The organism is Pseudomonas sp. GW822-FHT06D10 (genome assembly GCF_058799535.1).
Genome location: NZ_JBXALN010000004.1, coordinates 614,816 through 627,723, shown reverse-complemented (window position 1 = coordinate 627,723; position 12,908 = coordinate 614,816). Strand labels below are relative to the sequence as shown.

The 12,908-nt window shown below is 62.4% G+C and carries 12 protein-coding genes; 5 read left to right on the top strand and 7 right to left on the bottom strand.

Going from position 1 to position 12,908, the window contains the following annotated elements; all coding sequences use genetic code 11:
* Window positions 1-107: 107 nt before the first annotated feature.
* The 5 genes from AC1RL5_RS16760 to AC1RL5_RS16740 form a co-directional block, all read right to left on the bottom strand.
* A complete protein-coding gene (locus AC1RL5_RS16760; protein WP_093406006.1) occupies window positions 108-872 on the bottom strand; it encodes an ABC transporter ATP-binding protein in 765 nt (254 codons plus the stop codon).
* 18 nt (window positions 873-890) lie between these two features.
* Window positions 891-2,003: a succinylglutamate desuccinylase/aspartoacylase family protein gene (locus AC1RL5_RS16755; protein ID WP_093406002.1), complete on the bottom strand. Its 1,113-nt coding sequence runs from the start codon at window positions 2,001-2,003 to the stop codon at window positions 891-893.
* A gap of 9 nt (window positions 2,004-2,012) precedes the next feature.
* Window positions 2,013-2,711 (bottom strand): ABC transporter permease, encoded by a 699-nt coding sequence (locus tag AC1RL5_RS16750; RefSeq protein ID WP_072451484.1) that lies wholly within the window; start codon window positions 2,709-2,711, stop codon window positions 2,013-2,015.
* Window positions 2,712-2,723: 12 nt separating this feature from the next.
* The gene (locus tag AC1RL5_RS16745) at window positions 2,724-3,413 is read right to left on the bottom strand and encodes an ABC transporter permease (RefSeq protein ID WP_103408093.1); all 690 of its coding nucleotides are present in this window, start codon (window positions 3,411-3,413) and stop codon (window positions 2,724-2,726) included.
* 90 nt (window positions 3,414-3,503) lie between these two features.
* Window positions 3,504-4,280 carry an ABC transporter substrate-binding protein gene (locus tag AC1RL5_RS16740; protein WP_072451482.1) on the bottom strand — a complete coding sequence of 259 codons (777 nt, stop codon included), beginning with the start codon at window positions 4,278-4,280 and terminating at the stop codon, window positions 3,504-3,506.
* A 273-nt stretch (window positions 4,281-4,553) separates the two neighbouring features.
* On the opposite strand from AC1RL5_RS16740, the gene AC1RL5_RS16735 reads away from it, so the two are divergent.
* Complete coding sequence (locus tag AC1RL5_RS16735) at window positions 4,554-4,877, top strand: Imm32 family immunity protein (RefSeq protein ID WP_492628930.1); 324 nt, start codon at window positions 4,554-4,556, stop codon at window positions 4,875-4,877.
* 22 nt (window positions 4,878-4,899) lie between these two features.
* On the opposite strand, the gene AC1RL5_RS16730 is transcribed toward AC1RL5_RS16735, so the two are convergent.
* Both AC1RL5_RS16730 and AC1RL5_RS16725 read right to left on the bottom strand, forming a co-directional pair.
* Complete coding sequence (locus AC1RL5_RS16730) at window positions 4,900-5,256, bottom strand: DUF6572 domain-containing protein (protein WP_181003092.1); 357 nt, start codon at window positions 5,254-5,256, stop codon at window positions 4,900-4,902.
* Between the two features lie 106 nt (window positions 5,257-5,362).
* The gene (locus tag AC1RL5_RS16725) at window positions 5,363-6,274 is read right to left on the bottom strand and encodes a LysR family transcriptional regulator (protein ID WP_072451480.1); all 912 of its coding nucleotides are present in this window, start codon (window positions 6,272-6,274) and stop codon (window positions 5,363-5,365) included.
* A 194-nt stretch (window positions 6,275-6,468) separates the two neighbouring features.
* Here AC1RL5_RS16725 and AC1RL5_RS16720 point away from each other — a divergent pair, with 194 nt between their 5' ends.
* From AC1RL5_RS16720 to AC1RL5_RS16705, 4 genes are all read left to right on the top strand, one after another.
* Window positions 6,469-6,771, top strand: coding sequence for a peptidoglycan-binding domain-containing protein (locus AC1RL5_RS16720; protein ID WP_041117152.1), 303 nt, complete (start codon window positions 6,469-6,471; stop codon window positions 6,769-6,771).
* Window positions 6,772-6,925: 154 nt separating this feature from the next.
* The gene (locus tag AC1RL5_RS16715; protein WP_275656355.1) at window positions 6,926-8,551 is read left to right on the top strand and encodes a peptidoglycan D,D-transpeptidase FtsI family protein; all 1,626 of its coding nucleotides are present in this window, start codon (window positions 6,926-6,928) and stop codon (window positions 8,549-8,551) included.
* A gap of 23 nt (window positions 8,552-8,574) precedes the next feature.
* The gene (gene mrdA / locus AC1RL5_RS16710; protein ID WP_492589776.1) at window positions 8,575-10,485 is read left to right on the top strand and encodes a penicillin-binding protein 2; all 1,911 of its coding nucleotides are present in this window, start codon (window positions 8,575-8,577) and stop codon (window positions 10,483-10,485) included.
* 73 nt (window positions 10,486-10,558) lie between these two features.
* A complete protein-coding gene (locus tag AC1RL5_RS16705) occupies window positions 10,559-12,907 on the top strand; it encodes a penicillin-binding protein 1A (protein WP_093405993.1) in 2,349 nt (782 codons plus the stop codon).
* Window position 12,908: the final 1 nt, after the last annotated feature.

The window sequence follows — 12,908 nt, the reverse complement described above, 5'->3', positions numbered from 1 at the left end:
GTTCCTGAGGGTGAAAGAAGGGCTGTGCCTGGTGCCCTGGCGAGGTGGGCTGGAGTGTATCCGAGGCCGGGCTCGTCAGGGCAGTGCTGCACCGCGGCGTGGCGATCTTATTTCAAACTTCCCGCGAGAAACTGCTGCAGGCGCTCGGATTGCGGGTTGGCCAGTACCTCGCGTGGGGCGCCGCGTTCTTCCACGCGGCCCTGGTGAAGGAACACCAGCTGGTTGGACACCTCGCGGGCAAAGCCCATTTCGTGAGTGACCACCACCATGGTGCGGCCTTCCTGCGCCAGATCCTGCATGACTTTCAGTACTTCACCGACCAGTTCGGGGTCGAGCGCCGAGGTCGGTTCGTCAAACAGCATGACCTGCGGTTCCATCGCCAGTGCGCGGGCAATGGCCACGCGCTGCTGTTCGCCACCGGACATGTGTCCCGGCCAGGCGCTCATGCGCCGCGCCACCCCGACTTTGTCCAGGTAGTGCTCGGCCCGCTCCCGCGCTTCCTGCTTGCTCAGGCCGAGCACTTGCACCGGGGCTTCCATGACATTTTCCAGAGCGCTCATGTGTGACCAGAGGTTGAAATGTTGAAACACCATCGACAGCTGTGAGCGCATACGTTGCAACTGCCTGGGCTCGGCAGCCTTGAGCCCGCCCAGGGGAGTGGCCACCAGCTTCAGTGCTTCGCCATTGAGCCGGATAGTGCCCGCATTGGGTTGCTCCAGCAGATTGATGCAACGCAGGAAGGTACTTTTGCCCGAGCCGCTGGAGCCGATCAGGCTGATCACGTCACCGGCCTGTGCCTGCAAGGAGACGCCCTTGAGCACCTGGTGCGCGCCGTAGCTTTTGTGCAGGTCCTGAACTTCAAGTTTGTACATGTTGTGAACTCTCTGGAATCAGTCGCTGAGCAAGCGACCCTGGCGAATGGGGGTAGCACCTGCCACTTTGGCCAACCACAATCCCGGCTGGGCGAAGCGCAGCCGTTCGCGGGCATAGAGAATGCCGTCGATGTTGGCGCGGACCAGGCTGTGGCGGTCGGTCAAGGGATCGATGACTTCGAACAGCGGGTCGCCGACCTTGACCTGTGCACCCAGCGGTTGCAGGAAACTCACCACGCCGGGATGGGGCGCGCAGGCATACTGCGCGCCGGAAAAAGGCAGTGCCTGGCAATGGCTCGGCGGCGTCGCCGGCCAGTCGCCGCTGATCAGGCCCTGCTCGGCCAGATAGCCAAGAATGGCTTCGGCGCTGTCGAGGCATTGCTCGCGACCGGTGTCTGCCATGCCGCGCAATTCGATGGTGGTGGCGGCGCACGCCAGGGGAATATTGGCCTCGGGAAAGTGCTCTGCCAGGCGCAGCCAGACAATCGCGCAGGCTTCGTCGAAGGCGCTGCCGCCCGCATCCTCGGCCAGCAGGGTGACCCCGGCGCCGAGGCGCGCGGCCAGTGACTGCAGGCGCGGCCAGTGTTGCGGCATGGCGTACAGCAACATGATCGATTCGAAATCGCAGTGCAGGTCCAGCACCAGGTCGGCGTCATGCGCGTGCTGCAGCAGCAGGCGGCGCAGGCCGTCGAGTTCCGAGGCGGGGGCCGGCATGGCCGCGAGGGTCTCGGCCATGGCGCGGCGAATCAGCGTGACGTTGGCCTCGGCGTCAGAGCCCAATTGCCCTTGCAGCTCTGCTGCAACCGGCTCGAACAGTTCCGGGAAGTCGCGATTGAAGTTCTTGCCGCTGGAGAACTCGAAGCGTCCCTGGTGGGTGGCCTGGAACATCTGGGCGATACCGATCGGGTTGGCCAGGGGCACCAGTTCGATCACCCCGGTCAGCCGGCCCTGTGTCTCCAGCTCTAGGAGACGGCGCTTGAGCTCGACGGCGACGCGCATCCCCGGCAACTCGTCGGCATGCAAGGACGCCTGGATATAGGCCTTGCGTGTTCCACTGCCAAAGCGAAACAGCGTCAGTGTGCGTAGGGTGCCCGACGCACTCCATGGCAACGGGTATTGAATGTGCTCCATAGCAGCTCCTTAGTGCTTGCGTGGTGCCAGATACGCCAGCCAATGGCGCTCGGCCAGCTTGAACAGACGCACCAGAATGAAGGTCAGAACCAGGTAGAAGAGAGCGGCGGTGATAAACGCCTCGAAGGGCAGGTAGAACCGTGAGCTGACGGTGCGCGCGGCCCCGGTGATATCCACCAGGGTGACGATGGAGGCCAGGCTGGTGGTTTGCAGCATCATCAGCACTTCGTTGCTGTACTGCGGCAAGGCTCGGCGCAAGGCCGACGGCAGCAAAATGCGCCGGTACAGGGTCAGGCGCGACATGCCCATGGCCCTGGCGGCTTCGATCTCGCCTGCGGGGGTGGTGCGCAAACTGCCGGCCAGCAGCTCGGCGCTGTAGGCACTGGTGTTGATCGCAAAGGCCAGGCAGGCGCAGAAGGTCGCGCTGGACAGATACGGCCAGAGCAGGCTCTGGCGCACCGCTTCGAACTGCGCCAGGCCGTAGTAGATCAGGAACAGTTGCACCAGCATCGGCGTGCCGCGAATCACATAGGTATAGAGCCACGCCGGCGCGTTGATCAGCGGCGAGCGCGACACCCGCATCAGCGCCAGGGGCACTGCCAGGGCCAGACCCAGGGCCAGGGAAATCAGCAGGACCTTGAGGGTCACCAGGGCGCCGTTGAGGTACAGCGGCAGGTTGTCCCAGATCAGGTGGTAATCGAGCATCATGGGTGGCTCCCCTTACAGTTCGGCGGCTTTGAGGCCGACCGAGTAGTGTTTTTCCAGGCAGCGCAGCACCAGCAAGGACAGGCTGGTGAGCATCAGGTACAGCGCCGCCACCGCGAGAAAAAAGGTAAAGGGCTGGTGGGTGGCATCCGCTGCGTTCTTGGCCTTGAACATCATGTCTTGCAGGCCGATCACCGAGATCAGCGCGGTGGACTTGGTCAGCACCAGCCAATTGTTGGTGAACCCGGGAATGGCGAAACGCACCATCTGCGGCACCATGATTCGCCAGAACACCTGGGCACCGCCCATGCCATAGGCCAGCCCGGCCTCGGCCTGGCCCTTGGGGATCGCCATGAAGGCGCCGCGAAAGGTTTCCGATAGGTAGGCACCAAAAATGAAGCCCATGGTGCAGACCCCGGCGATAAAGGGGTTGATGTCGATGTAGCGGGTGTAGCCGAGCGCCAGCGCCAGGCGGTTCACCAGGTCCTGGCCGCCATAGAAAATCAGCAGGATCAGCACCAGGTCTGGAATACCGCGAATCAGGGTGGTGTAGCTTTCCCCGAGCACTGCCAGCCATTTCAGCGATGACAGGCGCAGGGCCGCGCCGATCAGGCCCAGGGCAATCGCCAGGGCCATGGACGTCAGCGCCAGGTTGATGGTCAGCCAGGCGCCATCGAGAATGCTCGAACCGTAGCCGTGGAGCATGATGAAATTCCTCAAGCTCGCGCCACAAGGCGCGCAAGACAAGCCGTAGACGACGCCAGCCAGCAGCGGCGCCGGGGCTCAGAGAAAGGCTTACTCGCCGTAGATATCGAACGCGAAGTACCGGGCCATCACCTGCTGGTACTTGCCGTTGGCGCGAATCGCGTCGATTGCCGCATTCAGGCGCGCCAGGTTGGCGCTGTCACCCTTGCGCACGGCGATCCCGGCGCCCCGACCAAAGTACTTCGGATCGTTGATATCAGGCCCTGTGAGGGCAAAGCCCTGGCCCGCCGCGGTCTTGATGAAGCTTTCATCGGTGTTGACGATATCGGCCAGGGTGGCGTCCAGGCGCCCCGAGGCGAGGTCGAGGAAGGCTTCGTTCTGTGAGGCGTAGCGCACCACGACGACGCCGGCGGGTTCCAGTTGCTCGGTGGCAAAACGATCATAGGTCGAGGCGCGTTGCACACCGACTTTCCTGCCCTTGAGGTCCTGCAGCGGGTCGTTGATCAGGCTGCCGGCCTTCATCGCGAACTTGCCAGGCGTGTGGTAGTACTTTTTGCTGAAGTCCACGGATTTCATCCGGTCTTCGGTGATAGACATCGACGACAGAACGGCGTCGATCTTGCGCACCTTGAGCGATGGAATCATGCCGTCGAACTCTTGAATGACCCATTGGCACTTGACCTTCATTTCTTCGCACAGGGCGTTGCCGATGTCGTAGTCGAAGCCGCTGACATTGCCCTCGGGTGTCTTGAAGGAGAAGGGCGGGTAGGCGGCCTCGATACCGATGCGCAGGCTGTCTTCGTCGGCATGAGCCAGGAAGCTGGACGCACATAGCAGCAGGGCACCTAGAAGTTCTGTCTTGTTCATATTGTTGACTCCTGGGAAGGCATTGGGGGGGAGCGGGTACCCGCCATCCGGGGTGGCGCGCTGGATCTGTCCTGTGATCAGTGCAGTCATAAATGACACAATAAAAATCAATTTGCAAAGATATTGAAAAAAATCATATCAGAGCATGGCATGAGAAAGTGCTTTGCCTGCGCAGGCGTTTGGGGTTGCTGTAGAGTCGTTCCCGGCTGTATTGGCAGCGTCGTCGGCGGGCGTGCGGCCTGCTGCGGGCTGCTGCGGGCTGTCGGGGCAACAGTGACTATCGGCCAGGCCCTGGGCTTGGCCAAAATTAAAGAACCACCTACGGGCGCAGGCATTCAACCTTTGAAAAAGCTGAAGACATTCACCGTGCATGGCACCGCAGTTGGCAGTGACCAGCGCATTCAACTGGACGAAATTTCGATTCTCGCCGAGCCGGACACACTCAGGGCACTGGGTGAGTTCCTGATCAACGCTTCATGTGAAATGGCCGCGAGCGGCCTGGAACATGTGCACCTGCAAGACGTGATCGAGCACTTCTCGCACCAAGAGCATGTGGATGTGATTGCCCTCAACCGGGCTGTGATCAAGCCTGCCTGAGGCAGCGCCGTGCCCGGCCCGGCTACATGTTGCGAATCCTCTCGTCGACCCTGAGCTCGAACTCGAAGCCAATGCCCACGTCATTCAGGGTTTCGGTCACGCGGGCCATGAAGTACTCGGCCTGCGCGGGCAATTCATACAAGCCAATGATCCGGATGATCGGGTACTTGCCATAGGCGCCGGGGATCTCGGTGTAGATCTCGCCACTTTCGATGAAGGCGATGTAGCTGTTGATTTTCTCTTGCAGCACGAGCAAGTGCTCGCCTTGTTCCGCCTTGTCGCCCCATTCGAGGTGGTCGGTCATCACCAGTAGCAGGTCGTTGGGAGCCTCCTTGGAGATCCCCCAGAAATCGATGACTTTGGGATTGGTGACGGACATGGCTGATCCTTCAGGCGGCGGGGGCGGGGATTGTATTACGTGCCCCGGGGTTAGTGGCGGTGCTGTAGCAAGTGTCCGTTCTGAGACGTTCGTAAGCCTTCGCCCTTCATTGCAGAAAGAAATGCTCCTTGATCGAATCCAGCAGCAGTGACTTGACGATCTGCAACGCGTTGTCGTGTTTGCTGCCCACGCGCATGCCGATCTCAAGTTCGTAGGAAGGCATGGGCACGGGGCAGGGGAAGGTTTGCAGCGAACTGATCCGTTCCATTGCGCGTGCGGCGTGGGTGGGCACGGTGGTGATCAGTTTGGAGCCCACCAGCAGAAAGGGAACGGCGGCGAAGTGCGAGGTCGAGGCCTTGATCGTGCGGGTCAGGCCGACGTTGTTCAGGCCTTCATCGACAATGCCGACATAACCTGCGGACGACACCAGCAGGTGCGGACGCTGAGCGTAATCCTCCGCGGTCACCGGGACGGTGTTGTGGGCATCGGCGATGCCCAGGTAGTTGCCGCGGCCCAGCCTGATGCGGGTGATCAAGTGCGAGGACAAGCCTCCGGCGGAGATGGCGAGATCGATCTTGTGGCCCATCAGCATGTCTTGTACGACGCCGCTGTGGGTTTGCCGGAAGAGGATGCGCAGCCCGGGCAGGCGCTCTTCCACCACCGAGAGAATCTTCTGCCCCAGGGCGATTTCACTGTCATCGGAGAGCCCGATGGTGAGGGTGCGGCCCTGCACTTGCTGGCCGTCGGAGGCCATGGCCAGGGCCAGCCTGCAGCGGTTGATGGCTTCTTCGACCAGGGGGTACAACTCGTTTGCGCGCATGGTCGGGCGTAGGCCGCGCCCTGTGCGCTCAAACAACGGGTCGCTATAGATCTCTCGCAAACGTGCAAGGGAAGCGCTGACCGCCGGCTGGGTGACGCCCAGCCGGATAGCCGCGCGGCTGGCACCGCCTTCTTCGACCAGGGCGGCAAAAACCCGGAGCAGGTTCAGGTCGGTGTTTTCGATATCAATGGGTTTCATATCAGATAGCTTGAATAGAGCATTGATCTATATTGTACCAGCCATAAAATGACCCGCCAAAACAATCAACGGCTTGAATTACAGAGCCGGTGTTGATGTTTCCAATACTGGGTTAGTGCCCGTTAGTTCAGTTTTTTTATAGGCGGGCATAAGCCTTGGCTGTTGGGTAAGAGGTTTTAACCAGAGGTTGAAGTATGGCGCGCCACTGTAAGTATCTTGCGGCCATGGTGCTCTTTGCCTGGGCCTTTGCGGCTTCTGCTTGCCTGTTTGAAACCGCCATCGGCTCACCTTTGGGAGAAGAGGTTGTGGGTAGATTGCAGCAGGCCCTGGCGGCGCGAAATTATTATCAGGGAACAATAGATGGCGTGGTGGGGGAGAAAACCGAAGAAGCCATCTTTCTGTTCCAGATGGACTGTGAACTTCCGTTAACCGGCAGTATCAACTCGCAGATCCTGCAAAGGCTGGATATAAGGCCGCCCTTGTGGTTATCGGAATAAGTGTGTGGCTTGAAGGTCCGGTACAGGGAAACGTAATTGTTTCGCTATCAAAGGTCAGTGGCTGGAAAGTGGTTTTATTCTTATGGCTTTAACCCATAGCCCAGCGTCTGGTTATCCGTGGCGATTCAGGCTGGCTGTTGTTCTGGTGGGGGTGATGGCCGCAATTGTGTGCGGCCGGATCATTCAACTGCAGATCGCCGACAAGGCGTTTCTGATCAAGCAGGGCGATGCCCGAAGCCTGCGCTCTGTGGCTATCCCGGCCTACCGAGGCTTGATCACCGATCGCCATGGGCAGCCTCTATCCGTCAGCACGCCGGTGACCACGGTCTGGCTCAACCCCCGGGAGCTGATGGGCGAGCAGGGCCACTGGGCTGCGCTGGCCCAGGCGCTTGACGTGCCACAGAGCCGGTTGAGCTCGATCATCCTGCGCAACCGGCAGAAAGAGTTTGCCTACCTGCATCGGCGCGTTGCTCCCCAGGTGGCGGAACAGATGATGCAGGCGGTGCAGGCACTCAAGGTCACGGGGGTTCATACGCTGCAAGAGTCCCGCAGGTTTTATCCGGCGGGCGCCTCCATCGCGCACGTCATCGGCTTTACCGATATCGACAACCGCGGTAGCGAAGGGCTCGAACTGGCTTATGAGAGTGTGCTGCGCGGGCGCGATGGCAAGCAGTTGGTGCTCAAGGATCGCCGTGGCCACTTGATCGAGGACCTGGGGGTTTCGCGCCTGGCCAGGCCCGGGCAGGCACTCGCGCTGTCTGTGGATCTGCGCCTGCAATACGTGGCCGATCGAGAGCTGCGCGAGGGCATTGCCAGCAATGGTGCGGATGCCGGCAGCGTGGTGATCATGGATGTGCGCACCGGCGAGATCCTGGCCTTGGCCAATCAGCCCAGCTACAACCCGAACAATCGCTCTCGGGTGACGCCGTCGATGATGCGCAATCGCGCAGTGGTTGATGTATTCGAGCCGGCTTCAACCCTGAAGCCGTTCTCGGTGGCCGCCGCGCTGGAAAGCGGGCGCTGGAAGCCGGGGGACAGGGTGCACGTGGCAACCGGCACCTTGCAGATCGGCCGATACACCATTCGCGATGCTTCCAGGACCGCGGGCGAAACTCTGGATCTGACCGGCATCCTGGTGCGTTCGAGCAACGTTGCCATCAGCCAGGTGGCCTTCGATATCGGCGCACCGCGGATTCATGACCTGCTGCACCGGGTGGGGCTGGGCCAGGAGACGGGCGTAGGGTTCCCCGGTGAACAGACCGGGGTGCTGCCCCTGCGCCGGGAGTGGCGGCCCACCGAAACCGCGACGCTGGCTTACGGCTATGGGGTGTCCGTTACCGCGGTACAGCTGGCCAGGGCTTACGCCACCCTGGTCAACGGCGGTGTCCGGGTGCCCGCTTCACTGCTGCGGGTTTCTGCCGTGCCCAAGGGCGTCCAGGTGATGCCGGCCAGCGTGGCCAACACCGTGAAAGACATGCTGGTGCAGGTGGTTGAAGGCCCCAGGGGCATCTATCGGGCCAAGGTGCCTGGCTATCAGGTGGGCGGAAAAAGCGGCACCGCGAAAAAAACCAGCCAGGGTGCCAAGGGCTATCTGGCCAGCTCCTATCGCGCCATGTTTGCCGGCTTCGCCCCGGCGGCAAACCCCAGGTTCGTGATCGTGGTCGTGGTGGACAACCCCAGGCACCACGGTTTTTTTGGCGGGCTGGTATCCGCCCCGTTGTTCAGCAAGATCATGTCGCAGACTCTGCGCCTCAATAACGTGGCTCCCGATGATATTTGAAGCCTATGCAGCAAGAGTTGCCCATGCCGCAAATCAGTAACTTCAATCACCAGCAAACAGAAGATGCGATCGTCACCAAACGAATAATGGCAAGTGCCGTGCTGGTGGTTCTGCTGACCGCGGCGCTGGTGGTCAGGCTTTATTTTCTGCAAGTGACGCAACATGAGTACCAGGTTGCCGTTGCGGAAAAGAACCGCGTGCACATCAGGCTCATCCCGCCAGAACGGGGGCTTATCTATGACCGCAATAAGGTGGTTCTGGCCGATAACGTAGCCAGTTTCAACTTGACCCTGACCCGTGAACGCGCCGGGGATGTCGGTGTCGTCCTTGGCCATCTGGCGCGGATTCTGCAATTGCCCGAAGCCGAACGCAGCCGGGTCGAGAAGGAACTGCGCCGCGCAAGAAGAGCTTTCGAGCCCGTGACGCTGATGCTGGACCTGACGGAAAAACAGATGGCGCAGGTAGCGGTCAATCAGTTCCTGTTGCCCGGTGTCGAGGTCCAGGCGCAGTTTCTCAGGCAGTACCCCCATGGCGAGCATTTTGCCCACTCGGTGGGGTATGTCGGGCGGATCAACGAGCAGGAGTACAAGAGCCTCGATCCGGCCCGATACCTGCGCAGCCAGTTGATCGGCAAGACCGGGATCGAGCGTTTCTACGAAGACGCCCTGCATGGCCAGATGGGGTTTGAAGAAGTGGAGACCAATGCCCAGGGCCGGGTGATGCGGGTGCTGCGCCGGCACAACCCGATTGCCGGGCAGGACATCGTCCTGACCCTCGACGCCGGGCTGCAGGGTGCCGCCGAGGAAGCGCTGGGGGACCGGCGGGGCGCGGTGGTGGCCCTGGACCCGGCCACGGGGCAGGTGCTGGCAATGGTCAGCCGGCCGAGCTTCGACCCCAACCCCTTCGTCAAGGGCATCTCTGCGCCAGGCTACGCCGCCTTGCGCGATTCCGATGACATGGCGCTGTTCAACCGGGTGTTGCGCGGGCTCTATCCCCCGGGCTCGACCATCAAGCCCATGGTGGTGGTGGCGGGCCTGGACAGCGGCGTGATCACCCCCACCAGCCAGGTGTTTGACCGGGGTTATTTCGAGCTGCCCAACTACAAGCACAAGTACCGCAACTGGAACCGGGGCGGCGAAGGCTGGGTGGACATGTACGACGCGATCATGCGCTCCAATGACACCTACTTCTATGACCTGGCCCACAGGCTGGGGGTCAGAAGGCTGCACAGCTACCTCAGCGAATTCGGTCTGGGGCAAAAGGTTTCGATCGACATGTTCGAAGAGGCAGCGGGATTGATGCCGTCCCCTGAATGGAAGCGCGCCACCCGCCGGCAACCCTGGTTCCCTGGGGAAACCCTGATTCTGGGCATCGGCCAGGGCTATATGCAGGTCACGCCCCTGCAACTGGCCCAGGCCACCAGTCTGATCGCCAATCGGGGGATCTGGCACCGGCCGCACCTGGCGCTGGCGGTCGGCGGCCAGGCGCCGGTCGACCCCAGGCCCATGCCGAACATCGTGCTCAAGGATGCCCATTCCTGGGATCAGGTCATCCAGGGCATGCAGATGGTCATGCACAACCCCCGTGGCGTAGGCCGCGCAGCAGCCCGGGGCGCGCAGTACCGCATTGCCGGCAAGAGCGGCACGGCGCAGGTGGTGGCGATCAAGCAGGGCGAACGCTACAACCGCAACAAGACCCATGAGCGCCACCGGGACAACGCGCTCTTTGTCGGCTTCGCCCCGGCCGAACAGCCGGCCATCGTGGTGGCGGTGATGATCGAGAACGGTGAGGCCGGGGCCCGGGTGGCCGGCCCTGTGGTGAGGAAAGTCATGGACGCCTGGCTGCTCGATGCCAGTGGGCATCTGCAGCCGCAGTTCGCCGTACCGGTATCCAGCGACAAGCGCGCAAACACCCTGACGGTAAACGCCAGCTAGGCGCGCAGGAAATCAGCCAGGGCTCCAGGGCCCGCCAGGTTCACATTCAAAACGGTAAGCGAGGAAACAGCGGGTGCGAGTCATTGAATATCTGGGTTGGAGTGTGCTCGCGCTGGTCAGCGTGGTGCTGCTGGCCGCAAGTGGCACCTACCTGTATCTGCAACCCCGGCTTCCCGATGTCGCGGCTCTCAGGGACGTGCATCTGCAAGAGCCCCTGCAGGTCTTCACCCGGGATGGGAAACTCATCGCCGAGTTCGGTGAAGTGCGGCGCATACCCCTCGCCAGCGCGGACATACCCCCTGACTTTCGAGCGGCCTTCATGGCCGCCGAGGACGGCAACTTCTATCAGCACCCCGGGGTCGACCCGGCCGGGTTGCTGCGGGCGGCGTTCGAGTTGCTCAAGAGCGGCCACGTTCGCTCCGGCGGCAGCACCATCACCATGCAAGTGGCGAAGAACTTCTTCCTGAGCCGCGAGCAGACCTTTTCACGCAAGCTCAGCGAAATTCTCCTGGCCCTGCAGATCGAGCGCAGCCTGAGCAAGGAGGAAATCTTCAACCTGTATGTCAACAAGATCTACCTGGGCAAGCGCGCCTATGGCATCGCGGCAGCCGCCAGAATCTATTACGGCAAGCCGGTGGCGCAGCTGAGCCTGGCTCAGGTGGCGATGATTGCCGGGCTGCCCAAGGCGCCATCGCGCTACAACCCGATCAACAACCCCGCCAGGGCCAAGCAGCGCCGCGACTGGATTCTGGGGCGCATGCACGCGTTGGGCAGCATCGATACGGCCAGGTATCAAGCAGCCCTGGCGCAAGGGGTAGACGCCAGCTACCACGCTCCGGAACCCGAGATCGATGCTCCCTACATCGCAGAAATGGTCAGGGCGGAAATGTTCCGGCGTTTTGGCGATGAGGCCTACACCCTGGGCCTGCGGGTAGTGACCACGGTTCCCGGTTCATTGCAGGCGTCGGCCACTTCCGCGCTGCGCAAGGGCTTGAAGGTCTATGACAAGCGCCATGGTTACCGCGGCCCTGAGGGGCATTTCGCAGGCCGGGCCGGCAGCCAGTGGCCCGAGCGACTGAAGGCTTTTCCAGCGTATGGCGGCTTGCGGGCGGTGGCGGTGACCCAGGTTTTCGAGCAAAGCATCAGCGTGGTGGATGACCGCGGCCAGGAGCACTCCGTGCCCTGGAGCAGCATGAAATGGGCGCGCCCCTATCTGGGCCACAGCGCCTTGGGGCGCCAGCCGGTGCGCCCGGCCGAGGTGGTCAAGGTCGGGGATGTGATCCGTGTCGACCCCGAGCACGATCCGCTGCTGAGCTTCAGCCAGGTGCCCAGGGCCCAGGGCGCGCTGGTGTCGATCGCCCCGGAGGACGGGGCGATCCAGGCGCTGGTGGGCGGTTTTGATTTTCAACAAAGCAGCTTCAACCGTGTGCTGCAGGCCAGGCGCCAGCCGGGTTCGAGCTTCAAGCCCTTCATCTACTGCGCGGCGCTGGACAGCGGCTACACTCCGGCGACCCTGGTCAACGACGCCCCCATCGTCCTGGGGGGCGACTACTCCGGCCCGGTGTGGCGCCCGCAGAATGAGAACCGGACCTTCCTGGGGCCGATTCGCCTGCGCGAAGCCCTCAACCGCTCAAGGAACATGGTCTCCATACGCTTGCTGCAAGCCATGGGGGTGGACAAGACCATCGACTACATCGCCCGTTTCGGGTTCGACCCCCAGGACCTGCCTCACAACCTTTCCCTGGCCCTGGGCACCGCGTCGGTCACGCCCATGGAGGTGGTCGCGGGCTGGAGCGCCTTTGCCAACGGCGGCTACAAGATCAGCCCGTACTTCATAGAGCGCATTGAAGACCCCAAGGGCCAGATCGTGTTCCAGGCCAGCCCGCGTTCGGCCCCCACTGCACAGCGGCCAGCCCCCGAGGCGGTGGCCGAGCAGATAGTCGACAGCCGCACCACCTACCTGCTCACCAGCCTGCTGCAGGACGTGGTCAAGCGCGGCACTGGCCGCGCCGCAGCCGCCATGCAGCGCCCGGACATCGCGGGCAAGACCGGCACCACCAACGAGGCCAAGGACTCCTGGTTCACCGGTTACAACGGCCACTACGTCACCAGCGTCTGGGCCGGTTTCGACCAGCCGCAGAGCCTGGGGCGGCGCGAATGGGGCGTGACCATCGCGCTGCCGATCTGGATGGACTTCATGACGGCGGCGCTCGAGGGAACGGCGCCTTACTCCCAGCCGGAGCCGGATGGCATCGTGACCCGCCGGATCAACCTGGAAGATGGCAGCGCCGCCAGCGCGCAGGCGCCGGGCACGGCGATGGAGGTGTTCAGGAGTGACAACGTGCCGCCGGTGGGCGCGGGAGAGGGGGCAACTGTCGACGGCGCTGCGGACATGCAGCGCACGATGCAGGAACTGTTCTAGT

Bases quoted from the DNA above. Each gene is read 5' to 3' on its own strand.
- AC1RL5_RS16760 (WP_093406006.1), bottom strand. From the start codon at position 872: ATGTACAAACTTGAAGTTCAGGACCTGCACAAAAGCTACGGCGCGCAC.
- AC1RL5_RS16755 (WP_093406002.1), bottom strand. From the start codon at position 2,003: ATGGAGCACATTCAATACCCGTTGCCATGGAGTGCGTCGGGCACCCTA.
- AC1RL5_RS16750 (WP_072451484.1), bottom strand. From the start codon at position 2,711: ATGATGCTCGATTACCACCTGATCTGGGACAACCTGCCGCTGTACCTC.
- AC1RL5_RS16745 (WP_103408093.1), bottom strand. From the start codon at position 3,413: ATGCTCCACGGCTACGGTTCGAGCATTCTCGATGGCGCCTGGCTGACC.
- AC1RL5_RS16740 (WP_072451482.1), bottom strand. From the start codon at position 4,280: ATGAACAAGACAGAACTTCTAGGTGCCCTGCTGCTATGTGCGTCCAGC.
- AC1RL5_RS16730 (WP_181003092.1), bottom strand. From the start codon at position 5,256: ATGTCCGTCACCAATCCCAAAGTCATCGATTTCTGGGGGATCTCCAAG.
- AC1RL5_RS16725 (WP_072451480.1), bottom strand. From the start codon at position 6,274: ATGAAACCCATTGATATCGAAAACACCGACCTGAACCTGCTCCGGGTT.
- AC1RL5_RS16720 (WP_041117152.1), top strand. From the start codon at position 6,469: ATGGCGCGCCACTGTAAGTATCTTGCGGCCATGGTGCTCTTTGCCTGG.
- AC1RL5_RS16715 (WP_275656355.1), top strand. From the start codon at position 6,926: ATGGCCGCAATTGTGTGCGGCCGGATCATTCAACTGCAGATCGCCGAC.
- mrdA (WP_492589776.1), top strand. From the start codon at position 8,575: ATGCCGCAAATCAGTAACTTCAATCACCAGCAAACAGAAGATGCGATC.